Here is a 23,457-nt window from a genome sequence, read left to right on the forward strand (position 1 = left end):
CATTATTTTAAGCTATCCAAAAGGCCAAACATTTTTTGCCGCATAGTAGCAGAACTGCCATTATAATTATTGATGATCAAAGAGAAACAAAGCGGTGTTTTACCTTCGGGATCTACGTATCCGGCATAGGCCAAAACATCAGTAATTGTACCGCTTTTCATGTGTAAACCATTGTAAATGGGCAAACTAGAAAAATAGCTATCAAACCAGTTTTCTTTTTTTGCTTCATATAAAACTTTAGCCATGGTTAAGGTAGTCACTCGGTCTTGTGGCGAAAGCCCGCTGCCATCTACAACATTTAAACTTGCATCGTCAATTCCCTTTGCTGCCCAAAATTTTTGCATCGTTTTAACACCTTCTTTGGTAGAAGTGTTTTTACCGAATTTGTAGCCAATGGTGCGCAGCAATTGCTCTGCATACAAGTTGATGCTTTTTTTATTGAGATAATAAACGATCTCTTTTAAAGGTGGCGAAACGATAGTTGATAAAGGTTTTAAATCTACCTGCTTCTCAATTGTTTTGGCCGCCGCCGATGGTTTGGTCTCAAATCCATTCTTATTTAAAAAATCGGCAACATCATAAGCCATCGCCAAAGCTGGGTCTGGCAAAGAAATCCCAATATCCTTATTTAGATCTTTGGCATAAGTTCCCCTTAAATAAATTTCTGAGGTGTAAGGTGCAGAATAAGCATAAACATTATCTCCCGATCCATTTGCTCCGGTTGTTAATTCGTTAGTGATATTTAAAAACGGGTAAATAGCAGGGTTATTGATCTTAACCGAAGAGCCTTCAGTTTTTCCGACCGTAAAACTCAAATCAAAAAGATTTTCTCCCCAGCATAGTTGCGATGTTCCGGCTGCGTAATAATTGCCTATATCTTGCCATATCCAACCGATGGGCAATGATTGCGTATCCCAATCGCTCACATCTGCCAACACCTTCCCGTTGATAGATTTAATTCCCTTTTGCTGCAAAGCAAACAAAACCTTGTTCAATATTTGCGATTTCTTTGTTTTATCCCAACGGGGGCTGCCCAAAGTTGGGTCGCCGCCACCTTTGATAATGAGGTTTCCGTTTAAAACACTGTTAAGTACTTCGCCAGAATAGGCTATTTGGGTGCTAAACGTGAAATCTTGGCCCAATAGGGCCAAAGCCGTTGCCGATGTGATCGTTTTTAAGGTAGATGCCGTTGCAACTCCGATATTTTGTTTATCGCCAAAAACAAGTTCTCCGTTTGTGGCATTTAAAACAGAAAAAGAAACAGTTGCATATTTGAGCTGGTTGTTTGATAATAAATTTTCAAAAGCTTTTTTGATTTTTATGGGCAAGGTTTGGTCTTTCGCCGATGCAGTAATGATCAGAAAAGAAAATATAATGGTGATAGGTTTTTTCATGAAACACAAAATTAAGAGATGTAGATAGACTAACGAATTTTGATCGCTTTTTTTATGATTAAGAAAAAATCTATCATAGATTAAATGATCCTTAAAGCTCTGTATCAGGATAAAATATTCCCTTATTCAAAATAAACCTACAAGCTTTTTTAAAATTTATCTAAATTAGGGCATTGAAAAATACCCGTAAATTGCCAATAAAAATGGCCCAAACAGAAACACAAGAAGAGACATTTACTTTAGATGAAGTTTTAAGTGCCTTAAAGGTGGTACATCGTTTAATTTTATGGAATGATGATGTTAATTCTTTTGAGCATGTTATCCGCTGCTTGATGAAATATCTTGATTATTCTGAACCTCAATCAGAAAAGATCGCTTGGACTGTGCATAACGAAGGTAAATGTGCCATCTTAGAAGGCTCTTTTACAGAGATGGAAGTTTATCGAAAAATATTGCAACAAGAAGGGTTGACGGTTTCTGTTGATTAAGGATCAGTGTCACTGCAGGGATCTCCGTCCCGGCAGGGTCTCGCAGAAGACCCTGCTCGGGCAATCAATGTCCCGACAGGGTCTCTTTCGTGTCCCGGCAGGGTCTCTCGCAGAGGACCCTGCTCGGAGTCCATATACCGTCCCGACAAGCTCTCTCACAGAGAACCCCTGCTCGGATTATCCACCTACTTATGATCTAACGGTTTTTTAAGATGATTCTTTAACCGATCATCTAATTGCTGGATTTTATCCATCTGTGATTTCTGTATCTCAAACAAGTTTTTCATTTGTTCGGTTATCAATAGGTCTATCTTTTCGTGTAAGTTTCTCAGCTCTATTTCAGATTTCAGATTAACCATGTAGTCGTCTTCGGCTCTTTTTCTATCACGCTCTTCTTTTCGGTTTTGGCTCATCATAATTACCGGGGCTTGTATGGCGGCAATGGTTGATAAAATCAGATTAAGCAAGATAAAGGGATAAGGATCAAAGCCTTTATTTAAGAAAATAAATACGTTAAGGCACATCCAAAAGCATAAGAAAACAGAAAATAAAATAATAAACTTCCAACTGCCCCCAAAGTTTGCCACTTTATCCGATAGCTTATCGGCAAAATTCAATTTTGTATTGATGTTGTCGTTCTCTAATCTTTTAGAAAGCAATTGCTCTTCTTCTACCGCTTTTACTACAATTTGGTGCAGCTTATCCAAGTTGGCGTTATTGGTATGCAATAGGTTATTATATTTCGATTTAGACATCTTTATTTGATGATTTTAACGGTTAAAACTTCATGTATTAAACTTTTATGCCTTAAGCTTTTTCTTCCCAGATCATGGCTAAATTAACTATCGTTCTTACGGCTGCTTGCATATCCTGTTCAGATACCCACTCTTGTTTACCATGAAAAGCATGCTCGCCGGCAAAAATATTTGGGCAAGGTAAACCCATAAAAGACAACCTAGAGCCATCTGTGCCTCCTCTAATGCTCCTTTTTAAAGGTTTTACTCCTGCTCTTTCAATCGCCTTTAAGGCATATTCACTTATTTTAGGGTATTTATCTATTACCTTTTTCATGTTACGATATTGCTCTATTATCTTAAATTCTACACTTGCGCCCGGATAGTTTTCTAAAACTTTTAAGGTAATATCTTTCACTTCATCTTCATGTTGTTTAAGTTTCTCATCTTCAAAATCGCGGATAATTAAATCTATTTGGGCGTTTTCTACTTGCCCTTCTATATTAACCGGATGTACAAAACCTTCTTTTTGATGGGTGCTTTCTGGAGATAACCTATCTTTTGGCAATGCCGCAATTATTTCTGCCGCAATTTTAATGGCGCTCTGCATTTTGGCCTTCGCAAAACCGGGATGCGCACTTACGCCATTTATCATAATTTGCATACCATCTGCGCTAAAAGTTTCATCTTCAAAAGAGCCTAAAGTTTCTCCGTCTATGGTATAACCAAAGTTGGCATTTAGCTTTTCAATATCCACATGATCCACGCCCCTCCCAATCTCTTCGTCTGGCGTAAATAAAATTTTTATTTCTCCATGTTTTAATTGAGGATGATTGATCAAATGATAAGCCGCATCCATAATTTCGGCAACACCTGCTTTATTATCAGCGCCTAAAAGTGTAGTTCCGCTTGCGGTGATAATGTTATTGCCAATTTGATTTTTTAGATCGGGATGATTTTCTGTTTTTAACACAACGCTTTTATCATCGGGCAAAACCAGGTCCTCTCCTTGATAATTTTTATGGATGATCGGTTTAATATTAGCACCGCTACAATCTGGCGAGGTATCTACATGAGAGCAAAAACAAATTGTTGGCACTTTTTTATCAGAATTTGAAGGTATCGTTGCATATACATAGCCTTTATCGTCTAAATGTGCATCAGAAATCCCCATTTCTAATAATTCGTTTACCAATATCTTTGAAAGATTCTTTTGTTTCTCTGTAGAAGGTATATTTTTAGAGCTACCATCCGATTGCGTATCTATTTTTACATACTTTATAAATCGTTGTAAAACAGTATAGTTAAATTTCATTTCGATAGAATTTTGATTAACGGATTATTTGAAATATTTTTAGGGCTTAATCTTGCTAAAATAAAACAAAAGAAAAGATTAATTAGTAAAAATTCTAGTTTTACCGTAGATATAAGCAGTTTGAAAAAAATAATCCTTACACTTTTATTATTTGGAGCGCTAAAGGCTTATTCTCAGGCTAATTTTAGTAGGATCGGAGTTGGGCTATCCGCTGGGCTTTCTAGTAGTTTTACCGGCCTTAGTTATGGGCCTGGTGGCTCGATTCCGGGTTTTGCCCCTAAGAAAACTCTTTTCATAAATAAGTCAAATACATTTGGAGGCTCTTTAGATTATTACTTTACGCCCTTTATAACCGCCGGTTTAGAGTATAACCAAGTACAATTAAAAGGCGGTACAGATAAATATAACAGGGCGTTTGTTTCTAAATTCTCATCAATAGAAATTAGGGGTAATGTTGCGGTGGGGCAATTCATAGATTTTTCTTATAGTCCGTTTTTATATGCCATAAGAAACGTTAATGCAGGCTTTGGCATAGGTTTTATAGGTGGGTCCAACAATGTTGCCGATTTTGGCTCAGGTACATTTCCTAGTCGCCAACACCCTAACGATCTGGGTAAAAGTAAATTTAGTGGGGTAGTATCTTTTCCGGCATCTATTGGATACAATTTGAACATCTATGATGCTTACCAAGAAACAAGGTTTGTTATTGGGTTTAATTATAAGATGGATTTCACGCTTTCTGATGATATTGATGGGTATGCCGATGACCCAAGGATTTTCAACAATAAGAATAATGATGTTTACACCACTTTAGGGGTTTCCGTTAAATACCTTTTTGGCCCTAAAGGTTTGTATTATAGATAGATTATGAATATTGAAACCCTTAGAACTTATTGTTTAAATAAGTTGGGGGCTACAGAAAGCTTTCCTTTTGGTAACGATACACTTGTTTTTAAGGTTGCAAATAAAGTTTTTCTTTTAACCAGTTTAGAAAATCCCAATAGTTTTAACGCCAAATGCAATCCAGAAAAAGCAGTATTGCTAAGAGAAAAGTATCCCGAAATTGTCCCAGGCTACCACATGAACAAAAAGCATTGGAATACTGTTTATTATGATGGTAGTCTTTCTGAAAAGCTTTTAAAAGAACTAGTTGATGATTCTTATCAATTGGTTTATGAGGGCTTACCGAAAAGTTTAAAACAAGAAATAGAGAATTTATGAGTTGGTTAGAAAAAGACAATAAATTAATTAAAGATTTTAAGTTCGATGATTTTATAGCCGCTTTCGCATTTATGACAAAAGTGGCAATAGTAGCCGAAAAAATGGGCCATCACCCAGAGTGGAGCAATGTTTACAACAAAGTATCCATTAAACTTTCTACCCATGATGCAGGCGATATTGTTACAGAAAAAGACCATAAACTGGCGGCAGAAATTGATAAGTTTGCTTAATTCGTCAGTTTCAAATTTTTTCAAATCTTCATTATTAGCATTTCATGCAAGAAATATTTAATTCCTCTCCAGTATCTTCCTTAATTTTTGTTTTTACCATAGTTACCAGTATTTATGCTTTCTACAACCCAGAAACTTATGGGAAATTTATGCTACATCCTTATAGCGTAGCGAGGGGGAAAAACGTTTACCAGTTGATTACCAGCGGCATGGTGCATAAAGATTGGTCGCATTTGATATTTAATATGCTCTCTTACTACTTTTTTGCTTTTAATTTAGAGCAAACCATAGGGCATTGGCAATTTGCATTGCTATATATTTTAAGTTTAATTTTATGCGATCTACCTTCCATATATAAGCATAAAGATAATTTTCATTACCATAGTTTAGGGGCATCTGGGGCAGTTTGTGCCGTAGTGTTTAGTTTCATTATGTTTTCTCCCTTAACCACGCTGATTATTTTCCCTATCCCTTTCCCTATCCCTGCTGTAATTTACGGTGTTTTATTTTTGATATATACATCATACGCTGGCAGAAAATCTAATGATGGTATTAACCACGATGCGCATTTTTATGGGGCTTTGGCAGGGGTTTTTATAACACTTGCTTTATATCCGCAAGCTTTGCAAATATTTGTTGCTAGCGTACAAAACAAATGGTTTTAGAAAACCATAGTTATGTTAAAGCAAAATAATTTCGTAATCTCATTATGCTAAAAAAAGAACGTTATCAAGCTTTTGTAGAGTATTTTTCTGATAAACAACCCGAAGCAGAAACGGAATTGAATTACTCCAATCCTTTTGAGTTGTTGATAGCCGTTATACTTTCTGCACAATGTACAGATAAACGCATCAACCAAATCACACCTCAACTATTTGGGCGTTATCCAACAGCAGCGTCTTTAGCAAGCTCAACACCTGATGAGGTTTTTACCTATATCCGCTCGGTAAGTTATCCAAATAATAAGGCCAAGCATTTAGTGGGCATGGCCAACGTTTTATTAACCCAGTTTGGTGGAACTGTACCAGAAAGCATCGATGATTTGCAAAAAATGCCTGGCGTTGGACGTAAAACGGCTAATGTAATCGCATCCGTAATTTATAATGCACCGGCAATGGCCGTGGATACCCATGTTTTTAGGGTTTCTAATCGCCTAGGGCTAACAACGGCGGCAAAAACTCCGTTAGCGGTAGAAAAACAATTGGTAAAATTTCTCCCTCAAGAGAAAATACACATTGCCCACCATTGGTTAATTTTGCATGGGCGATATGTATGTTTAGCCAGAAGCCCGAAATGCGAGATTTGCGCCATTAGCCATTTTTGTAAATATTACGAGCAACAAAACACGCCTTCCGCTTTAAAGCGAAAAGAAGAGCGTGAAATTAAAAAGGAAAAACAAAAATCAATCAAATTAAAAAAGGATAAAATTGCAAAAGAGCTAAAAAAGAGAGCGGTTAAATAAACCTATTTATTCACATTTATTTGAAATACCAATTGCCTTGTTTAAGTTTAAAATATAAAATTTTGTTTTACCAATTTTTTTAGCAATTTTGCATCCACAAAATTTGATCATCCTTATAAATACTAAAAATATTATACATGAGCGGAAAAGACGATAAAAGCGATAAATTAAAAGCGCTACAATTAACCTTAGATAAATTAGAAAAATCTTATGGTAAAGGCACCGTAATGAAACTAGGGGATGCCCCAATAGAATCTATGGAATTTATTTCTACGGGTTCTTTAGGTTTGGATATTGCATTGGGGATAGGAGGGGTGCCTAAAGGTAGGGTAATTGAAATTTATGGTCCAGAATCTTCTGGTAAAACCACATTGGCCACCCATATTATTGCCGAAGCCCAGAAAAAGGGTGGAATTGCAGCTTTTATAGATGCAGAACACGCATTTGATCAGTTTTATGCTAAAAAATTAGGGGTCGATATTGAAAATTTGTTGATTTCACAGCCCGATAACGGAGAGCAAGCTTTAGAAATCGCAGATAATTTAATCCGTTCTGGTGCTATTGATGTGATCGTTATCGATTCTGTGGCCGCATTGGTGCCAAAGGGAGAGATAGAAGGCGAAATGGGAGATTCTAAAATGGGGCTTCACGCAAGGTTAATGTCTCAAGCTTTAAGAAAACTGACGGGTACAATTAGTAAAACCAAATGCTGTTGTATTTTCATCAATCAATTGCGTGATAAAATAGGGGTAATGTTTGGTAGCCCAGAAACTACAACCGGCGGTAACGCCCTAAAATTTTATGCTTCCGTACGTTTGGATATCAGAAGAATTGCTCAAATCAAAGATAGCGATGAAGTTTCTGGAAACCGGGTAAAAGTAAAAATTGTTAAAAATAAGGTTGCGCCACCATTTAGGATAGCCGAATTTGATGTGATGTTTGGCCAAGGGATTTCTAAAGTTGGGGAAATTGTAGATCTAGGTGTTGAGTATGGTATAGTAAAAAAAGCAGGTTCTTGGTTTAGCTACGGAGAAACAAAACTAGGGCAGGGGAGGGATGCCGTTAAACAATTATTGTTAGATAACCCAGAGCTTTCAGACGAGTTGGAAAGCAAAATAAAAGCAGTTGTTACGGGAGATAACATTATTATTGAACCTGAAGATTAAATATAACTTTACCGTCAAAAAAAAGGTGTTGATTTTGTCAGCACCTTTTTTTATTTCAACTCAAATGGCTATAATTAATAACGTTACTAAGCTATTTGTAATTGATTAGTTCTAATAAAGAATTTTTCAAAATTTACCCTGTTCCCGCCTAACCAATTTAATAACAGAAAAATCCCGTTTCCCTCTTTTTTATCTTCTGCTATTTCTAAAATAAATTTATCCATTGCAATAGGTATAATGCAATTTGATAGTTTTCTTGCTTCTAAAGAATTTATCCCATAATACCTGTTTAAACGATTCGCAAATTTCTTTACCATTATCATAATAATCGTCTCACGTTCAGATTTTCTTCCCTTAAAAACCGTTAAAACATCTTTTGCTTTCCCAGTCTCCACCTGGTTTTTCAATACATCAACCATTACCCCAGATGCCTCGTTAATTGCGGCTTCTAAAGAATTTTCTGCTATTCCGGCATTTAAGAAAACATCTTTTTGAGAGCTTTCTTTTACTATCTGATTTAATTTTCCAAACATGATAAATGAGGTTAAAGTGTTATTAATATATTTTATACAAAAAAGGCAATTAAATATTAAAAAATCAATTTATTGTAATTTTATTTTATAATTTATCAATTTTTATTAAACTGTATTGACAATTTTAAAATTAGGAGCTAAAAAAAGGAACCGATAAAAAGATTCCTTTTTTTATTTATATTAAATAAGGATCTAATTAATTAGCGGTTGCTTGTTTTGCCTCTGCTTTCATTTTATCATTGGCAATTATCACAATCTCCACCCTTCTGTTTTGTGCCCTTCCAGCATCGGTATCATTAGAAGCAATCGGTTCGGTTTCGCCTTTTCCTTCTGTTTTTAACCTGTTGGCATCAACACCTTGAGACATTGCATAATTTTTAACAGATGCGGCCCTTTCTTCTGATAATTTCATGTTAAAGGGATCGGAACCTACATTATCTGTATGCCCTACTACCAAAATATTTGTATTAGGATATTTGTTTAAAGAAGATGCTAAATTGTTGATGTTTTGTTTAGCATCGGCAGATAATGATGCTTTTCCAAATTCAAACAACAAACCAGAATCAAATTTCACAATAATACCTTCACCCGCAGGTATTACTTGTGCGCCAGGAACCGTTTGTTCAATTTCCTTGGCTTGTTTATCCATATTACGGCCAATGTATGCGCCGGCCGTACCACCAATTGCGCCTCCTATTATTGCGCCAACCGCTGTATTACCAGCTTTTTTCCCTATTAATGCGCCTATCGTACCCCCTGCAACGGCACCTATACCTGCACCTTTTTGTGTTTTTGTTAATGATTTGCAAGCGGGCATTACAGTAGTAACCCCAAAGGCTACGGCCAAACTTAATGCTGTTATTTTTAATTTATTAGTTTTCATGACTTACTTTTTGATTTACAATCTATAAACAAAGCAAATGCCAAAAAATCTTATTTGTATTTTTGTGGGATGATAAAAATGGAAGTAAATAGTATTGCCATATTAGGATGCGGATGGTTAGGATTTCCTTTAGCTATAAAACTGCTTGATAAGAACTATCTGATAAAAGGATCTACCACTTCTGTAGAAAAATTACCCGTTTTAAAAGAACATTGTATTGCACCTTATTTAGTACGATTGGATCCCGAAAAATTTACCGATGATTTAACCGATTTCTTAAATGTTGATTTATTGATCATAAATGTACCGCCAGGAAGAAATAAGGATGTACCAGATGATTATGGGTTAAAAATGAAACAATTAGCTGATAAGGTTACCAAGAGTACCGTAAAGAAATTAATTTTTATTTCTTCTACGTCTGTTTATCCAGAAATTAACCGTATTGTTGATGAAGAGCAACTAGATCTGGCAAAGTCTGCCCCTGCTTTGAGGATGTTGGCTGCTGAGGAGATTTTTAATGGGTTAGAAAACATAGAGACTACCGTTATAAGAATGGCGGGCTTAATTGGGCCAAATAGGCACCCTGGGAGGTTTTTTGCGGCTAAAGAAAACATACCCGATGGTTTAAACCCCGTTAATCTTATTCATTTGGATGATTGTATTGGGATGATCTGCCATGTAATAGAAAACGGGTTATGGAAGCAAACTTACAATGGAGTTGCCCCTACGCATCCTTCAAAAACTGATTTTTATGATCTAGCGAGTTTAAAGCTTTATGGTAAAAACGCCCTGTTTTTAAATGAAAAAGGAGATTTTAAAGTTGTTGATGCAAAAAAAATCATAAAAACAGGTTACCATTTTAAACATCCCGATTTAATGGAATGGCTTTCTCAAACTCCTCAAAGTTAAACGTTGCTTTATCCAAAATATCCCAAGTAGAATCTGACAGTAAACGGATGGTAGAAAGAAAACGGCTAAACTTTTTAGAGCGTCCCCATTCTTGTGGTGCGATCATGCTCACTAAAAAGCTGCCTTTTTCTTCTTTTTCATAAAGATGATAAATTTGGCCCATTACAGGTTTAAAACGCATTTCTGCTTTATAGATTAGTTCTGATATTTTTAACCTGTCTTCAATTTCTTTTACCTGTTGCATAATAAGTTCTGCTTGTTTGCGCAGCATGGCAATTTGTTGGTGGGCCTGCATGTGCATAGCTTCTACGGCGTTGGCCCTTATCTTATTTTTATCGATGGGTTTTATTGCAGGAGAACTAACCGACATTGGGACCGGTGAGAATTTGGCTTCGCCGGTATAATATTCTGTTTCTTGTGCAGGGTCTTTTGTAGAATTAGCTGTCATGGTTCTTTTGATAAACATTGTTGATTGCTGCGTTAGGAATCTAATCGGCATCTTTTTTTTTTTCATCCAGAGCGGAATATAAGGATTACAAAAAAAGATATACCCGCCAGCTGGCTGACCTCCCAAACGCCCAAATTATTTTATAAACCATTATTCTGGCTTATGGTTTTTGTTTCATCGTATAAAAAAAACCATTCATAGTGATATATTGCAATTGAGCGGTTTTAAGCCGGAACCAAATTTCAAAGTTTTAACTTAGCCATAAGATGTTAGGGATAAAAGATTTTTTTAAATGTTTTTTAAATGGTTTTAAGCTAGGGCTGATAGTTGCCCTTGTTCTGGTAGTTTTTTACTTGGTTTCTACCAATAAAATTCAATGGACCTACATCGGGGTTACGTTTATGTATAGTGTTTCTATCGCCACATCTATTTCTTTTCTGATAAAAATGGTGGATAATTACAGGGCAAAATATATCCCGAAGAATATTTATTTTATCTGGGGCCTGTACTATTCTGCTGCTTTGGTGGGCATGACGATCGCTACCGAGGCCTGTACTTTTATACTCAAAATTTTTGTTTTACATACCAGTTATGCTGTTTTTTCTGAGCCTAAACAGCTTTTGATCAATTTATTGATTTCTTTGGTTGTTACTACTATTGTGGGTGTTTACCAAGGCCAAAGAGCAAATTTAGAGGTGCAATTAAAGAAAAAAGAGCTTGATATAGTAAAGCTTAACCAAATGAAAACCCAAGCAGAGTTGCAATCCCTGCAGTCCCGCATCAACCCTCATTTTTTATATAATTCTTTAAACAGTATAGCAAGTTTGATCCATATCGATGCGGATAGGGCAGAAGATATGACCTTAAAGCTTTCTAAATTATTTAGGTATAGCATTAATACCCAAAATGAAAATCTAACATCAGTAAAAGAAGAGGTAGAAATTGCGAAGACCTATTTAGATATTGAAAAAGTACGTTTTGGCGATCGTATTAATTTTACTATGGATATTGCTGATGACACTTTAAATATTTTAATTCCTCGTTTTATTTTACAGCCTTTAATTGAGAATGCGCTAAAACATGGTTTAAAAGATAAAATTGAAGCAGGGGAACTAACTTTGGTAATATTTAAGCAAGAAAAAGAAATTGTTTTGATGGTTTCTGATAATGGAAAACCTTTCCCCGAAGAATTGAATGCCGGTTATGGGTTGCAAAGTACCTATGAAAAATTACAACTTTTATATGGCGATAGATATGCGCTGCTGATAAGTAACGAACCTGAAAAATTGATAAAAATCACAATCCCGAACGTATGAACATCACTTGTATAATTATTGACGATGAAGAATTGGCTCGCCAAAGGTTAACCAGATTATTAACTCCGTATAAGTTCATAGAAATTATTGCCGAAGCCAGCAATGGGAAAGAGGGTTTAAAGCTGGTAGAAGAAATGCAGCCCGATATGATTTTTTTGGATATAGAAATGCCAGTAATGAACGGCTTTGAAATGCTTTCTAAAATTAAAAAGCAACCAAAAGTGATTTTTACTACCGCTTATGATCAATATGCCATTAAAGCTTTTGAAGAAAATTCTTTAGATTATTTATTGAAACCAATAGAGAAAGAACGTTTGGAAAAAAGCATGGAAAAGCTGCAAGAAACGCATAAACCGATGGCGTTACCTTTACAACAATTACTAAACGAACTAAAGCCAAAGAAAGAGATTAAAACTTTAACAGTTAAAATTGGCGATAAGATCCTATTGATTGCCTTAGATAGGATTGTTGCCATTGAGGCAGAAGACAAATATGTTTTTTTACATACCGAAGATGGAAGTAAACACCTTACCGATTTTACCTTGAGTGGTTTAGAAGAAAAGCTTCCCGACGATTTTTGTAGGATCCATAGGGGTGTAATTATCAATACAAATTTTATAAAGGAGATAAGAAAAAGCTTTAATGGTGCTTTGGTTTTTGTGATGAACAATAAAGAGCAAATTAAATTTACCAGTAGCCGGGGCAATTCTGAGGCTTTGAGAAAACGTTTTGATATTTAGTATTTTGGGAAATAATAATATTTTGTCATACTAAACTTGTTTCAGTATCTAACTTGCAGGTTAAGCATCATGATAACCATTTTTGATAAGACCCCGAATTCATTTCTGAATGACAAAATATTTTTTTAAGATCAATCAAATTTTATTTATAATCTGTGGTTACATCTGTGATTTGCCAATTGTTTTTTGCTTTTACTAAGGTTACAAAATCTACTCTTGTAAAGTTTGCATAAACAGAACTTATTTTTACCAAGCTGTAGTTAGCGGTACTTACTAAAGTTGCAGATTCTACTTTACATTGTTGTACCACATCTTTGTTTTGCTTCATAAAAGCAAGCTCTTCTCTTTTGCCATGCGTAACAACTTTCCCATTTCTGGTCATGTTAAATTTTACGTCGTCGGCTAAGATATTGGTCAATTCTTTGTAAGAGCCAGTTTTAATTTTGTTTATATAACTGTTTACGCTAAACTGCAGATTGGTTCCTTCTGTTAAGTAGTTTGCTTTTACAAAAGAGCTAAAGCTTACTAATAGTGCCAAAGCTAAAAGGGTGGTTTTAATGTTTAAATTTTTCATGATTTTTTTAGGGTTTTAATTTTTCTAATTGCTTTTCTAAATAGACGCAGCCATTTAACCAAAAGTTACAGATATTAGAATTAAATTTTATAATTAACTAAAAAACAGATTATTATATTTTATATTACGAATAATTTTAACCCATACAAGCTTTTTTAAAAACTTATTTTAAACAAAAAAGCCCATGGATTCAATCATGGGCTTTATTATTATTTTTGTTTTCTTCAGTTAAAACCCATCTGCTTTAATATCTTTTTCTGAAAGTGTGCCATACTTTTCTACTATGTTTTTTATATCCGCAGCTTTACCAATAAACAAGAATTGCAGGTTTTCATCGGGGAAATATTTGGCAATTATCTCTTTGGCCTTCGCCGATGTTAAGCTGTTAACATTTGCTTGGAAATTATTAACGTAAGATTCGTCAAATCCGTACCAAAACATTTGCGTAAGCAAACCTGCTAATTGCCCAGAAGTTTCATAATCTGGAGGGAACTGTCCGTTAATATAGTTTTTTGCAGATGCTAGGGTCTCATCGTCTATTCCTTTCTCATGAATTTTCTTTAAAACCCCTAATGTTTTATCAATGGTAGGTTGGGTAGTTTTTGTTGCAGTAAATGTAGAAACGCTAAATGTACCCGCATTTTTAAGTGGTGCAAAACCACTTCTTGCGCCATAGGTTAAACCAGAGTTTACTCTTAATTCGTCGTTTAGCCAAGAGGTAAACCTGCCTCCCAAAACGGTGTTTATAACTTGTATAGCTACATAATCTGGGTTGTTTCTTTTAATTCCCTTACCACCAATTAATAGGGTTGTTTCCCTTGCATCTTCTTTATCAACCAATAAAACCCTTGCTTTATTTGGTAAAGGTTCTGGTGTTGTAATTTTTAAACTATTTCCTTCTCCTTTTTTCCAATCCTTAAAAAGGTTAGAAATTTTATCCTTCATAGTTTTAGTGTTGAAATCGCCAACAATGGCAATTGCAGAACCATTTGGGATATAATTTTTCTGGTAAAAGGATTTTAAATCATCAATTGTTATGTTTTTTAAAGTACTTGATTTGCCACCAACCGGGTTTGCATACGGGTGATCGCCATAAATAAATTTGTCCCAATAATCATTGATTACGTTTCTTGGGCTTTCTTTTGCCCTAATGAGGTTTTGCAAAGCCCTGGTTTTTTCTTTCTCAAATTCTTTTGCATCAAAAACAGGATAAAGCAACACTTCTTTGATGATGGGGAATACTCTGTCTTGATCGGTTTTTGCAAATTTGGCAGATAAGCCTGCAAATTCTTTACTAGAATAGGTGTTTAACGATGCGCCTAAAAAATCTAACTGCTCTTCAATTTGAGATTTAGAAAAGTTTTTTGTGCCGTATTGCAAACCATCGGCAGTAAAAGATGCAAGCCCATTTTTATCGCCATCATAAATTGCGCCCGCAGGTATAACCATAGAAACGCTAATGGTAGGCACCTCATGCTGCTCCATCAAATAAATGGTTAAGCCATTTTTTAATGTCGTTTTTTCATAAGCCGGAACTTTAAAGGCAGCCTGTGCATTAGATTTTTTTATTGGTGCGGTTACTATTAAAGCAACCAACATAGTTATTGATAATATTTTCTTCATGTTAATTAGATATGAGATTTTAGGCCTCTTTAAACTTATAACTTTTTACTCTTCTACGTTTGATTTTAAGATACCAACTGTTCTGTTAGATTTTTTAAAGTACTGATTTGCTACGCGTTTAACATCCTCTTTGGTTACTTTTGCATATTCATCTGGGGCAGAAAACATTCTTTTATAATCGCCAAAGAATAATTCATAAGTTCCCAAGCTATTAGATTTGCCATCAATTGTTTCTATAGAGCGATAAAAGCTCATCAGTTTCTGGTTTTTAGTTTTTTCTAGCTCTTTATCTGTTATCCCATCTTTTGCAATTTGATCAATAACTTTGTATATGGCGTTTTCTATAGAATCTGTAGATTTTCCTTTATTAGCAGAGGCATAAATTTCAAATAAGGTGGGATCAAAACTTGCTCGGTAATCAGAAAAAACGCTGGTAGCCAATTGGTTTTCATCTACCAAAGAATGGTATAACCTAGAAGAATTACCCCCGGTTAAAATAGAACTCAAAATGTCTAAGGCGTAATAATCTTTGTCTTTAGAATTAGGGACATGGTAGGCAACGATCATATAAGGTGCGTTCACTTCTTTTTTAACAGTAATTCTACGTTCGCCGGTTTGAGGAGGCTCTACCAAATGTACTTTTGGCCCCGGTTTTTGTGCGGGTATAGGAGCCATATATTTTTCGGCCAATCTTTTAACATCTGCTAGTTTAATGTTTCCAGAGATAACAACCGTACAATTGTTTGGTGCGTAATAGGTTTTAAAATAATTCTCTAGATCTTCTTTTGTCCAGTTTTTAATATCTTCTTCATACCCGATCACGCTCCAATGGTAAGGGTGTTCTTGAAAAGCTGTTGCGCTTACCTGTTCGCCCAGTGTTCTCCAAGGCGAATTTTCTAAACCAGTTCTTCTTTCTGATAATACTACTTCACGCTCTGATTTCACATATTTTGGGTCGATGCTTAGGTTCTCAATGCGGTCGCTTTCTAAATCAAAAATGGTTTCTAAGGCTTTTGAAGGAAACCAATCGGTATAAACGGTAACATTCTCGGTAGTGTAGGCGTTATTTGCCCCACCATTAAACTCCATGGTTCTATCAAACATCTTAGGCCCGTATTTTTTTGCGCCGTTAAACATCATGTGTTCAAAAAAATGCGATAAACCGGTAATCCCCGGATGTTCGTTTCTAGAGCCCACATTATAGAATAAATACATATTGGCATTGGGGATAGAAGCATCTTCCAAAACCAAAAACTTCATTCCGTTCTTTAAGGTAAATGCTTTAACATCGTCAACTTTGTTTTGGGCGTAAAGTTGGGTGCTGGCAACCAATAACAAAGCAGTTATAATTTTCTTTATCATAATTAAATTTTAGGATATGCAATTTAAGAATTATCCCCACTATTTCTTTGATTGTATCATGATTAATAGGAATAAGGTTTTTGTTTTTTGTCTTTATCAGGATTAATGAGATTAAGGGATTTTAAAGGTTTTGTAAACCCTTAGAATCAAAATGATCATGCTCCAATTTTTTTCACTTTCAAAATAGTCCCGATACAGGTAATAAAATTTTATCTTTGCCAAAAAACAAAAGGACATGCTTTCTAAAATCAATTTTACCCAAACGCAGGCTTACGAATATCTTTCAAATCATTTGGTTGATATGGCAGATACGCACATGAAAGATTTATTTGCTAAAGACCCCGAGCGTTTCAAAAAATTCTCCCTTCTTTTTAACGATATTTTTCTTGATTATTCTAAAAACAGGATAGATGAGAAAACGATGGCTTTGTTATTTCAACTTGCTAAAGAATGTGAGTTGGAAAATGCGATAAACGCCATGTTTAATGGAGAGAAAATCAACGAAACAGAAGATAGGGCAGTTTTACATACGGCATTGAGGAACAGGAGCAATACCCCTGTAATGTTTGAAGGTAAAGATGTGATGGCAGATGTAAACGAGGTTTTGGCGAAGATGAAAAATTTCTCTGAGGCAATAATTTCTGGTTCTTGGAAAGGTTATACCGGCAAAACGATTACAGATGTTGTAAATATAGGTATCGGCGGTTCTGATCTTGGGCCTGTGATGGTTACAGAGGCACTAAAATCTTATAAAAATCATTTAAACCTACATTTTGTTTCTAACGTTGATGGGACGCACATTGTAGAGACCTTGAAAAAATTAAACCCAGAAACCACTTTGTTTTTAGTGGCCTCTAAAACTTTTACCACACAAGAAACCATGGCCAATGCACATAGCGCAAGAAATTGGTTCTTAGAAAGTGGCGCAGCCGATGCAGATGTTGCAAAGCATTTTGCCGCTCTTTCTACTAATGAAGATGGCGTTAGCAAATTTGGTATCGATACCCAAAATATGTTTGGTTTTTGGGATTGGGTAGGCGGACGATATTCTTTATGGAGTGCTATAGGTTTACCAATTGCGCTTTCGATAGGTTTTGATAAGTTTGAGGAATTGCTTAGTGGTGCCCATGAGATGGACAACCATTTTAGAAATACAGAGTTTGACCAAAATATGCCTGTAATTTTAGCTTTAATAGGCATTTGGTACAACAATTTCTTTGAAGCAGAAACCGAGGCAATTCTTCCATACGATCAATATATGCACCGTTTTGCAGCTTACTTTCAGCAAGGAGATATGGAAAGTAACGGCAAGCATGTTGATAGAAATGGCGATGAGGTTAACTACCAAACTGGCCCAGTAATTTGGGGAGAACCGGGCACAAACGGCCAACACGCATTTTACCAATTGATCCATCAGGGTACAAAATTAATCCCTTGTGATTTTATTGCTCCAGCAAAATCACATAACCCACTCGGCGAACATCATAAAATGCTTTTATCAAACTTTTTTGCCCAAACAGAAGCCTTGATGAACGGTAAAACCGAAGAGGAAGTTTTGGAAGAAATGAGAGGCAAAAATCAGGACGAGAGAGACAAGATTGCACCGTTTAAGGTTTTTGAAGGTAACAGGCCTACAAATTCTATCATGGTAAAAATGATTACCCCAAGGGTTTTGGGTTCTTTAATAGCCATGTATGAGCATAAGATTTTTGTACAGGGCATTATCTGGAACATTTTTAGCTTTGATCAATGGGGGGTAGAATTGGGTAAACAACTTGCCGGGAAAATTCTTCCAGAATTAAAAGAAAACAACCCAGTTTCTTCTCATGATAGCTCTACCAATGGGCTGATTAACTTATATAAAGATTGGAGATAGCGATTTCGATTAAACTAATCTTAAATAAGAATTTAATCCTTGTGTGTAACACCCAACAAGGATTTTTTTATGGTGTAGATTAAAATTTTATCTTTGATAGTATCAAATGATGCTATCGAATGAAACCTCCATATCAAATAACTTCTGAAATTCTAAGATTAATAACCTCTGTTTCAATAAAATTAGGCGAGGTAAAGGCTAATTATTTAAGTAAAACTTCTCCACAGTTAAGAAAACAAAACAAGATCAAAACCATTCATTCTTCTTTAAGTTTAGAAGGCAACACACTTAGCCAAGAACAAATTTCAGCAATTATTGATGATCAATTTGTTTTAGCGCCTAAGAAAGACATTTTAGAAGTTAAAAATGCAATAGAAGTTTATGATCAGATAAATAAATTCAAATCAGTTTCTAGTAAATCTTTTTTAAGAGCACATCAAATATTGATGAAAGGTTTGATAGATAATGCTGGGAATTATAGAAATAAAAGTGTAGGGATTTCTAAAGGAGAACAAATAACCCACATTGCTCCTCCCCATCAAAACGTACCTTATTTAATGAAAGATTTATTCAATTATTTAAAGAGTGAGGATGAGTTAACGCTAATCAAAAGTTGTGTATTTCATTATGAAATGGAATTTATCCATCCTTTTTTAGATGGCAATGGCAGAATGGGAAGACTTTGGCAAACTTTAATCTTGATGGAAGAATTCCCAGTATTCGAGTTTCTATCATTTGAAACACTGATCTATAAAAATCAAGATGATTATTATAAATCTCTATCACTTAGCGATAGAGAAGGTAACTCAACTTTATTTATTTCTTTTATGCTTGATATAATAGATCAATCATTAAAAGAATTGTTATCCTACAAAAACAGAACTTTAAACGATTTACAGCGGATCAGTTATTTTTTAGATTTGGGAAATAAGGAGTTTTCACGCAAAGATTATATGAATGTTTTTAAAGATATTTCTACAGCCACTGCAAGTAGAGACCTTTTAAAAGCCATTGGTTTAAAAAAAATAAGAAAAATTGGCAGTAGAAATTTAAGTAAATATCTTGCTATAGATCAATCATAATTGTTCTCAAAAAAAACTAAATAGAGAAAATCTGATATTATATTTGCGTTTTAAAATCTAAAATGAAAGACAAAATCCAAAACTTAATTACCAATTTAAAAGAGAATAAAATACAATTTTCAGATGTGATCTATTTCATTGATGAAAATTATAACCATACACCAACTGCTTTTAAAAATGGCGAGGCCTACAATGAAAATTATCAAAACCAGGGCAGCGCAAAGGTTTTCTGTTTTGCGCAACTGAATAATTTATCAAAAGAAAACACTTTAACTTTATTTGCAGAACACTATCAAGCTGTTTTAAACACATCAGAAGATAATGACCACCAAAACATCCGTCAGTTTATGGCTAATGGTTGGGATGGGGTTAAATTTGAAGATGTTGCTTTAACCGCTAAGTGATCATTTTTTATTGATGGATCCCGAATTGATAAATGGTGGTGGTATTATAAGTTTCTCCGACGTTTAATACGGTTGAGGGGAAATTTGGCTGGTTTGGGGAATCTGGGAAATGCTGTGTTTCTAAACAAAACCCAGAACGATGCGGATAAGGATTACCGTTTTTCCCATCTTTATCTTTCCCATCTAAAAAGTTGCCCGTATATAATTGCAGCCCGGGTTCCTCGGTAAAAACATCTAAATTTATACCTGTTTTATCACTATAAATTGAAGCTACTTTTTCTAAACCTTCCTTTTTATTGAAAACAAAAGTATGGTCATAACCTTGCCCAAACCTTATTTGCTGATGTTCATCATCAATATGATTGCCGATAGATTTAGGTTTCCTAAAATCGAATGGGGTATTTTCTACCGTTAATAAATTACCGGTAGCAATAGCGGTTTCATCTACTTCAACTATATGATCTGCATCAATAGTTAAAACATGGTCAGAGATAGAAAGGTTTCCCTCCCCATCTAAATTAAAATAAGAATGATTGGTTAGGTTAATAATGGTTTTCTTGTCTGTTTCAGCTTCATAATCTATTTTTAAAGCATTTTCTGGGGTTAAAGAATAAGTTACTTTAACGTTCAGATTTCCGGGATACCCACCTTCCCCATCGGGGCTAAACAAACCGAGTATTAAAACGTGATCATCAATTTGTTCTGCTTGCCAAACCTTGTTATGAAAACCATCGCTGCCACCATGCAAAGCATTTGGGCCGTTGTTTATTTCTAATCGATATTCTTTATTACCTAAACTAAATTTTCCCTTGGCAATCCTATTTCCATACCTACCTATAATAGCACCAAAATAAGGTTCATTATCTTTTAAGTAGCATTGTAAATTATCATAACCCAAAGCAACATCAACCATTTTACCATTTTTATCTGGTACGAAGATGCTTACCACCCTACCCCCAAGGTTAGTAATGGTTACCTTCATGTTATTTTGGTTGGTTAATGTAAAAAGTTGCAACTTCATCTTAGATTTCTTTATGGTAATTATCGTCTAAATTGTTAAAATTATTGATAATATCTAGCAAGAATTTGATAAAACTAAAACTAAGATTTATCGTTTGTAGATGATGAATATTAAAAGGGCAAATTTTGGTGGAGGATGTTTTTGGTGTACAGAAGCAATATTTACGGCGCTTAACGGAGTGCAAAGTGTAACTTCGGGATATATGGGCGGCCAAACCGAAAAGCCAACTTACCAAGCGGTTTGCGCAGGCAAAACCGGATATGCAGAAATAATACAGCTTTCTTATGATGCTGATGTGGTTTCATTTCAAGAATTATTGCTGGTTTTTTTTAAAACCCATGATCCAACAACCTTAAATCAGCAAGGTGCAGATAAAGGCACACAATACCGATCGGTTGTTTTTTATGAGGATGAAGGGCAAAGAAAAAACGTTGAAGAAATGATCGATCAATTAAATGCAAAGAAAGTGTTCTCTAAGCCTATTGTTACAGAAATATCTGCGGTTGATAAATTTTACAAAGCAGAAGACCACCATCAAAATTATTTTATAAACAACAGAAGCCAAGGTTATTGCATGGCGGTAATAGAACCTAAACTGCAAAAGTTTGCAGCAAATTTTAGGGATAAAATTAAACCAGAGCTACTTTAAAAGAAATATCGTTAAAACAAAAAAGACCTTTTAACGAAAGCTAAAAGGTCTTTTTTAGGTAATAAGAATATATTATTTCTTTGTAGTATCTGTTGTGGTAGGCATTTGTGGCAATGCAGATGGAGCGGCGGTTTTATCGATCTGTTCTTGTATTTTAGAGTCGGACTTTACCGTAGCACCAGATTTTGAGGCAGAAATATTAACCAAAATAGCGATAACCATAATAGCTATTGCCAATCCCCAAGTTCCGTTTTCTAAGAAATCTCCGGTACGTTGTACGCCAATAATATTGTTTGAAGAAGAAAAACCAGAGGTAAGGCCGCCACCTTTAGGGTTTTGCACTAAAATAAGTAATACGATAACAATACTAACTAAAATTCCTAAAATCACTAAAAACGTAACCATACTTATTTTCTAATTAACTTTTAACTCTAAATATTTTATTTGGCTTGCAAAGTAAGTGCTTTTTTCTGGATATTTCAAACTTAATTTTTTGTAAACATCTAAGGCTTTGTGATAAAGCATCTGCTCCACATAAATCTTGGCCAAGGTCTCAGAAACCACCTCGTTGCTATCCTCAGAGCTTTTCTTTGCTTTGTTTTCTGTATCTATTTTATTTGCAGCAGGTGGTTTTATCTGGGGTTCTTCGGCAATAAATTTCTCTATTATTTTATGTTCTTTTTGTCTAAAATCATACGGAACGGTAAAATTTGTTTCTTTTTTGTTTTCTACAACCTCATCTACGCTCCTTAGGTGGAATATATTTTCTGCAATTTGATGGTTTAGGGTGCTTTCTATAATTGCCGTTTGTTGTTGGGCAGTTTTTCTTTTTGTATAAGGCTGATTATTGCTCGCGTGTTCTTTCCTGGTTTTATTAAGCCACCATAAAAAGGTATAAGGCAAAGTATCATCATGGTATTGAACAATTTTTTCTTCGGCGTTTTCTGATGGCTTTTCTTTATTCGATGTTTTATCTATCGAGAAAGCAAAAAAATCTGATTGTGCCGGACTATCGAACAATATCTCTTCTAAAGATTTTTTCTTCCTTTCAGGCTGGTCATTTTCAACTTTATCCACAACCTTTTCTTCCTCAACCTTATCCTCCTCAACCTCAACCTCACTTACTATCTCATTGGTCTTTTCTTCCTCAACCTCAACCTTTCCTTCCTCAACCTCATTTACTATCTCATCGGTCTTATCCTCCTCAACCTCCTCAACCTCTTTTGCCTCAACCTCAACCTTCTCAACCTCAATTGTTTGCCCCTCCAAGTTTCTTTCCGTTTCAACATCGGCGAAAGCCTGATCATGTTCTTTTTCTGGCTTTTCTAGATTTTCATTTTCAGCAACAATTTCAGCCTTATTTTCTGCAACCGCTGATGTTCCTTCTTGTGTTTGTTCCTCAACCTTATCCTCCTCAACCTCATCTTCCTCAACCTCATTTACTATCTCATCGGTCTTTTCTTCCTCAACCTTATCCTCCTCAACCTCTTTACCCTCAACCTCATTTACTATCTCATCGGTCTTTTCTTCCTCAACCTCATCTTCCTCAACCTCATTTACTATCTCATCGGTCTTTTCTTCCTCAACCTCAACCTTCTCAACCTCAACCTCTTTATCCTCAACCTTATCCTCCTCATCTTCAACCTTCTCCTTAACAATAGTTTGGTTTAAATCAATACCGAAGGCTTGTCCAAAATCTGGATTGCTGTTTTGTTCTTCAACAAGTTCTGTTATTTCTTCTTGTTTTGATATGGGAGTATGGAAGTTTAAGGGATTTTCGAGAAAATCAAACAGCGTTTCCCTAGAAGAAGCGAAGGTTGCGGCATTAGCAAGATAGCTTGCTTTTTCATGGTCTTCTGCTGCCGCTTTTGCGGCTAAAAAATGTAAGCTTTGGCAATATGGATATTCATTGATTAAAGAATTGAGCTCCGAAAGCTGATTTTTACCTACCTGGATTGGATTGGAATGGTAACTCAAAAATTTATCGGCTTCGGTTAATTGTTTGCTCACGTTGTTGCCCTTTTGTT

Annotated in this window: 26 protein-coding genes; 14 read left to right on the forward strand and 12 right to left on the reverse strand. The window is 35.2% G+C overall.

What is annotated here, in order from left to right; translation table 11 throughout:
• Positions 1-2: 2 nt before the first annotated feature.
• Complete coding sequence (gene dacB / locus I5M32_RS12365) at positions 3-1,394, reverse strand: D-alanyl-D-alanine carboxypeptidase/D-alanyl-D-alanine endopeptidase (RefSeq protein WP_200586814.1); 1,392 nt, start codon at positions 1,392-1,394, stop codon at positions 3-5.
• A gap of 203 nt (positions 1,395-1,597) precedes the next feature.
• Here dacB and I5M32_RS12370 point away from each other — a divergent pair, with 203 nt between their 5' ends.
• Complete coding sequence (locus I5M32_RS12370; RefSeq protein WP_200586815.1) at positions 1,598-1,882, forward strand: ATP-dependent Clp protease adaptor ClpS; 285 nt, start codon at positions 1,598-1,600, stop codon at positions 1,880-1,882.
• Between the two features lie 185 nt (positions 1,883-2,067).
• Here the strand turns inward: I5M32_RS12370 and I5M32_RS12375 are convergent, their stop codons facing one another.
• The gene (locus tag I5M32_RS12375) at positions 2,068-2,637 is read right to left on the reverse strand and encodes a DUF1003 domain-containing protein (RefSeq protein ID WP_200586816.1); all 570 of its coding nucleotides are present in this window, start codon (positions 2,635-2,637) and stop codon (positions 2,068-2,070) included.
• A 52-nt stretch (positions 2,638-2,689) separates the two neighbouring features.
• Positions 2,690-3,931: a peptidase T gene (gene pepT / locus I5M32_RS12380; RefSeq protein WP_200586818.1), complete on the reverse strand. Its 1,242-nt coding sequence runs from the start codon at positions 3,929-3,931 to the stop codon at positions 2,690-2,692.
• A 120-nt stretch (positions 3,932-4,051) separates the two neighbouring features.
• Here pepT and I5M32_RS12385 point away from each other — a divergent pair, with 120 nt between their 5' ends.
• The 6 genes from I5M32_RS12385 (at position 4,052) to recA (ending at position 8,010) form a co-directional block, all read left to right on the forward strand.
• On the forward strand, positions 4,052-4,795 hold the full coding sequence (locus tag I5M32_RS12385) for a hypothetical protein (protein WP_200586820.1): 744 nt from the start codon (positions 4,052-4,054) through the stop codon (positions 4,793-4,795).
• A gap of 3 nt (positions 4,796-4,798) precedes the next feature.
• Complete coding sequence (locus tag I5M32_RS12390) at positions 4,799-5,152, forward strand: MmcQ/YjbR family DNA-binding protein (protein WP_200586822.1); 354 nt, start codon at positions 4,799-4,801, stop codon at positions 5,150-5,152.
• On the forward strand, positions 5,149-5,382 hold the full coding sequence (locus I5M32_RS12395; RefSeq protein ID WP_200586824.1) for a 4a-hydroxytetrahydrobiopterin dehydratase: 234 nt from the start codon (positions 5,149-5,151) through the stop codon (positions 5,380-5,382). Before I5M32_RS12390 ends, I5M32_RS12395 begins: the two co-directional genes overlap by 4 nt.
• Before the next feature lie 44 nt (positions 5,383-5,426).
• A complete protein-coding gene (locus I5M32_RS12400; protein WP_200586832.1) occupies positions 5,427-6,047 on the forward strand; it encodes a rhomboid family intramembrane serine protease in 621 nt (206 codons plus the stop codon).
• Between the two features lie 44 nt (positions 6,048-6,091).
• Positions 6,092-6,844 (forward strand): endonuclease III, encoded by a 753-nt coding sequence (gene nth / locus I5M32_RS12405; protein ID WP_200586834.1) that lies wholly within the window; start codon positions 6,092-6,094, stop codon positions 6,842-6,844.
• Between the two features lie 137 nt (positions 6,845-6,981).
• The gene (gene recA, locus I5M32_RS12410) at positions 6,982-8,010 is read left to right on the forward strand and encodes a recombinase RecA (protein ID WP_200586836.1); all 1,029 of its coding nucleotides are present in this window, start codon (positions 6,982-6,984) and stop codon (positions 8,008-8,010) included.
• Positions 8,011-8,096: 86 nt separating this feature from the next.
• Here recA and I5M32_RS12415 read toward each other — a convergent pair whose 3' ends face one another.
• Both I5M32_RS12415 and I5M32_RS12420 read right to left on the reverse strand, forming a co-directional pair.
• Positions 8,097-8,543: a hypothetical protein gene (locus tag I5M32_RS12415; protein ID WP_200586838.1), complete on the reverse strand. Its 447-nt coding sequence runs from the start codon at positions 8,541-8,543 to the stop codon at positions 8,097-8,099.
• Between the two features lie 196 nt (positions 8,544-8,739).
• Complete coding sequence (locus I5M32_RS12420) at positions 8,740-9,426, reverse strand: OmpA family protein (RefSeq protein ID WP_200586840.1); 687 nt, start codon at positions 9,424-9,426, stop codon at positions 8,740-8,742.
• A gap of 78 nt (positions 9,427-9,504) precedes the next feature.
• On the opposite strand from I5M32_RS12420, the gene I5M32_RS12425 reads away from it, so the two are divergent.
• Positions 9,505-10,335: a Rossmann-fold NAD(P)-binding domain-containing protein gene (locus tag I5M32_RS12425; RefSeq protein WP_200586842.1), complete on the forward strand. Its 831-nt coding sequence runs from the start codon at positions 9,505-9,507 to the stop codon at positions 10,333-10,335.
• Here I5M32_RS12425 and I5M32_RS12430 read toward each other — a convergent pair.
• Entirely contained in the window at positions 10,286-10,801 is a 516-nt protein-coding gene (locus tag I5M32_RS12430) for a DUF2452 domain-containing protein (protein ID WP_200586843.1), read from the reverse strand. The two genes, I5M32_RS12425 and I5M32_RS12430, sit on opposite strands and share 50 nt — an antisense overlap.
• A gap of 248 nt (positions 10,802-11,049) precedes the next feature.
• Between I5M32_RS12430 and I5M32_RS12435 the strand changes: the two genes are divergently transcribed.
• Both I5M32_RS12435 and I5M32_RS12440 read left to right on the forward strand, forming a co-directional pair.
• Positions 11,050-12,099 carry a sensor histidine kinase gene (locus tag I5M32_RS12435; RefSeq protein WP_200586845.1) on the forward strand — a complete coding sequence of 350 codons (1,050 nt, stop codon included), beginning with the start codon at positions 11,050-11,052 and terminating at the stop codon, positions 12,097-12,099.
• Positions 12,096-12,839, forward strand: a complete 744-nt coding sequence (locus I5M32_RS12440) for a LytR/AlgR family response regulator transcription factor (RefSeq protein ID WP_200586847.1) — start codon at positions 12,096-12,098, stop codon at positions 12,837-12,839. Before I5M32_RS12435 ends, I5M32_RS12440 begins: the two co-directional genes overlap by 4 nt.
• Before the next feature lie 142 nt (positions 12,840-12,981).
• Here I5M32_RS12440 and I5M32_RS12445 read toward each other — a convergent pair whose 3' ends face one another.
• The 3 genes from I5M32_RS12445 to I5M32_RS12455 all read right to left on the reverse strand — a co-directional run bounded on the left by I5M32_RS12445 (position 12,982) and on the right by I5M32_RS12455 (position 16,398).
• On the reverse strand, positions 12,982-13,413 hold the full coding sequence (locus tag I5M32_RS12445; protein WP_200586849.1) for a nuclear transport factor 2 family protein: 432 nt from the start codon (positions 13,411-13,413) through the stop codon (positions 12,982-12,984).
• A 228-nt stretch (positions 13,414-13,641) separates the two neighbouring features.
• A complete protein-coding gene (locus tag I5M32_RS12450) occupies positions 13,642-15,036 on the reverse strand; it encodes a M16 family metallopeptidase (protein ID WP_200586851.1) in 1,395 nt (464 codons plus the stop codon).
• 45 nt (positions 15,037-15,081) lie between these two features.
• The gene (locus tag I5M32_RS12455; protein ID WP_200586854.1) at positions 15,082-16,398 is read right to left on the reverse strand and encodes a M16 family metallopeptidase; all 1,317 of its coding nucleotides are present in this window, start codon (positions 16,396-16,398) and stop codon (positions 15,082-15,084) included.
• 235 nt (positions 16,399-16,633) lie between these two features.
• On the opposite strand from I5M32_RS12455, the gene pgi reads away from it, so the two are divergent.
• From pgi to I5M32_RS12470, 3 genes are all read left to right on the forward strand, one after another.
• Complete coding sequence (pgi, locus tag I5M32_RS12460; RefSeq protein WP_200586856.1) at positions 16,634-18,274, forward strand: glucose-6-phosphate isomerase; 1,641 nt, start codon at positions 16,634-16,636, stop codon at positions 18,272-18,274.
• A gap of 119 nt (positions 18,275-18,393) precedes the next feature.
• Positions 18,394-19,356, forward strand: a complete 963-nt coding sequence (locus tag I5M32_RS12465; protein WP_200586858.1) for a Fic family protein — start codon at positions 18,394-18,396, stop codon at positions 19,354-19,356.
• A 62-nt stretch (positions 19,357-19,418) separates the two neighbouring features.
• A complete protein-coding gene (locus I5M32_RS12470; protein WP_200586860.1) occupies positions 19,419-19,760 on the forward strand; it encodes a HopJ type III effector protein in 342 nt (113 codons plus the stop codon).
• Between the two features lie 7 nt (positions 19,761-19,767).
• Here the strand turns inward: I5M32_RS12470 and I5M32_RS12475 are convergent, their stop codons facing one another.
• Complete coding sequence (locus tag I5M32_RS12475; protein WP_200586862.1) at positions 19,768-20,781, reverse strand: aldose epimerase family protein; 1,014 nt, start codon at positions 20,779-20,781, stop codon at positions 19,768-19,770.
• Between the two features lie 100 nt (positions 20,782-20,881).
• Between I5M32_RS12475 and msrA the strand changes: the two genes are divergently transcribed.
• Entirely contained in the window at positions 20,882-21,430 is a 549-nt protein-coding gene (gene msrA, locus I5M32_RS12480) for a peptide-methionine (S)-S-oxide reductase MsrA (protein ID WP_234461949.1), read from the forward strand.
• 72 nt (positions 21,431-21,502) lie between these two features.
• Here the strand turns inward: msrA and secG are convergent, their stop codons facing one another.
• Both secG and I5M32_RS12490 read right to left on the reverse strand, forming a co-directional pair.
• The gene (gene secG, locus I5M32_RS12485; RefSeq protein ID WP_200586864.1) at positions 21,503-21,835 is read right to left on the reverse strand and encodes a preprotein translocase subunit SecG; all 333 of its coding nucleotides are present in this window, start codon (positions 21,833-21,835) and stop codon (positions 21,503-21,505) included.
• Between the two features lie 9 nt (positions 21,836-21,844).
• The gene (locus I5M32_RS12490) at positions 21,845-23,440 is read right to left on the reverse strand and encodes a hypothetical protein (protein WP_200586866.1); all 1,596 of its coding nucleotides are present in this window, start codon (positions 23,438-23,440) and stop codon (positions 21,845-21,847) included.
• Between the last annotated feature and the right edge of the window lie 17 nt (positions 23,441-23,457).

The organism is Pedobacter segetis, from assembly GCF_016623585.1.
GTDB classification, from domain to species: Bacteria; Bacteroidota; Bacteroidia; order Sphingobacteriales; family Sphingobacteriaceae; genus Pseudopedobacter; species Pseudopedobacter segetis.

Bases quoted from the DNA above. Each gene is read 5' to 3' on its own strand.
- msrA (WP_234461949.1), top strand. From the start codon at position 20,882: ATGATGAATATTAAAAGGGCAAATTTTGGTGGAGGATGTTTTTGGTGT.
- nth (WP_200586834.1), top strand. From the start codon at position 6,092: ATGCTAAAAAAAGAACGTTATCAAGCTTTTGTAGAGTATTTTTCTGAT.
- I5M32_RS12475 (WP_200586862.1), bottom strand. From the start codon at position 20,781: ATGAAGTTGCAACTTTTTACATTAACCAACCAAAATAACATGAAGGTA.
- I5M32_RS12430 (WP_200586843.1), bottom strand. From the start codon at position 10,801: ATGTTTATCAAAAGAACCATGACAGCTAATTCTACAAAAGACCCTGCA.
- I5M32_RS12415 (WP_200586838.1), bottom strand. From the start codon at position 8,543: ATGTTTGGAAAATTAAATCAGATAGTAAAAGAAAGCTCTCAAAAAGAT.
- I5M32_RS12470 (WP_200586860.1), top strand. From the start codon at position 19,419: ATGAAAGACAAAATCCAAAACTTAATTACCAATTTAAAAGAGAATAAA.
- I5M32_RS12465 (WP_200586858.1), top strand. From the start codon at position 18,394: ATGAAACCTCCATATCAAATAACTTCTGAAATTCTAAGATTAATAACC.
- recA (WP_200586836.1), top strand. From the start codon at position 6,982: ATGAGCGGAAAAGACGATAAAAGCGATAAATTAAAAGCGCTACAATTA.
- I5M32_RS12450 (WP_200586851.1), bottom strand. From the start codon at position 15,036: ATGAAGAAAATATTATCAATAACTATGTTGGTTGCTTTAATAGTAACC.
- secG (WP_200586864.1), bottom strand. From the start codon at position 21,835: ATGGTTACGTTTTTAGTGATTTTAGGAATTTTAGTTAGTATTGTTATC.
- I5M32_RS12440 (WP_200586847.1), top strand. From the start codon at position 12,096: ATGAACATCACTTGTATAATTATTGACGATGAAGAATTGGCTCGCCAA.
- pgi (WP_200586856.1), top strand. From the start codon at position 16,634: ATGCTTTCTAAAATCAATTTTACCCAAACGCAGGCTTACGAATATCTT.
- I5M32_RS12425 (WP_200586842.1), top strand. From the start codon at position 9,505: ATGGAAGTAAATAGTATTGCCATATTAGGATGCGGATGGTTAGGATTT.
- I5M32_RS12375 (WP_200586816.1), bottom strand. From the start codon at position 2,637: ATGTCTAAATCGAAATATAATAACCTATTGCATACCAATAACGCCAAC.
- pepT (WP_200586818.1), bottom strand. From the start codon at position 3,931: ATGAAATTTAACTATACTGTTTTACAACGATTTATAAAGTATGTAAAA.
- I5M32_RS12420 (WP_200586840.1), bottom strand. From the start codon at position 9,426: ATGAAAACTAATAAATTAAAAATAACAGCATTAAGTTTGGCCGTAGCC.
- I5M32_RS12400 (WP_200586832.1), top strand. From the start codon at position 5,427: ATGCAAGAAATATTTAATTCCTCTCCAGTATCTTCCTTAATTTTTGTT.
- I5M32_RS12395 (WP_200586824.1), top strand. From the start codon at position 5,149: ATGAGTTGGTTAGAAAAAGACAATAAATTAATTAAAGATTTTAAGTTC.
- dacB (WP_200586814.1), bottom strand. From the start codon at position 1,394: ATGAAAAAACCTATCACCATTATATTTTCTTTTCTGATCATTACTGCA.
- I5M32_RS12445 (WP_200586849.1), bottom strand. From the start codon at position 13,413: ATGAAAAATTTAAACATTAAAACCACCCTTTTAGCTTTGGCACTATTA.
- I5M32_RS12455 (WP_200586854.1), bottom strand. From the start codon at position 16,398: ATGATAAAGAAAATTATAACTGCTTTGTTATTGGTTGCCAGCACCCAA.
- I5M32_RS12370 (WP_200586815.1), top strand. From the start codon at position 1,598: ATGGCCCAAACAGAAACACAAGAAGAGACATTTACTTTAGATGAAGTT.
- I5M32_RS12390 (WP_200586822.1), top strand. From the start codon at position 4,799: ATGAATATTGAAACCCTTAGAACTTATTGTTTAAATAAGTTGGGGGCT.
- I5M32_RS12435 (WP_200586845.1), top strand. From the start codon at position 11,050: ATGTTAGGGATAAAAGATTTTTTTAAATGTTTTTTAAATGGTTTTAAG.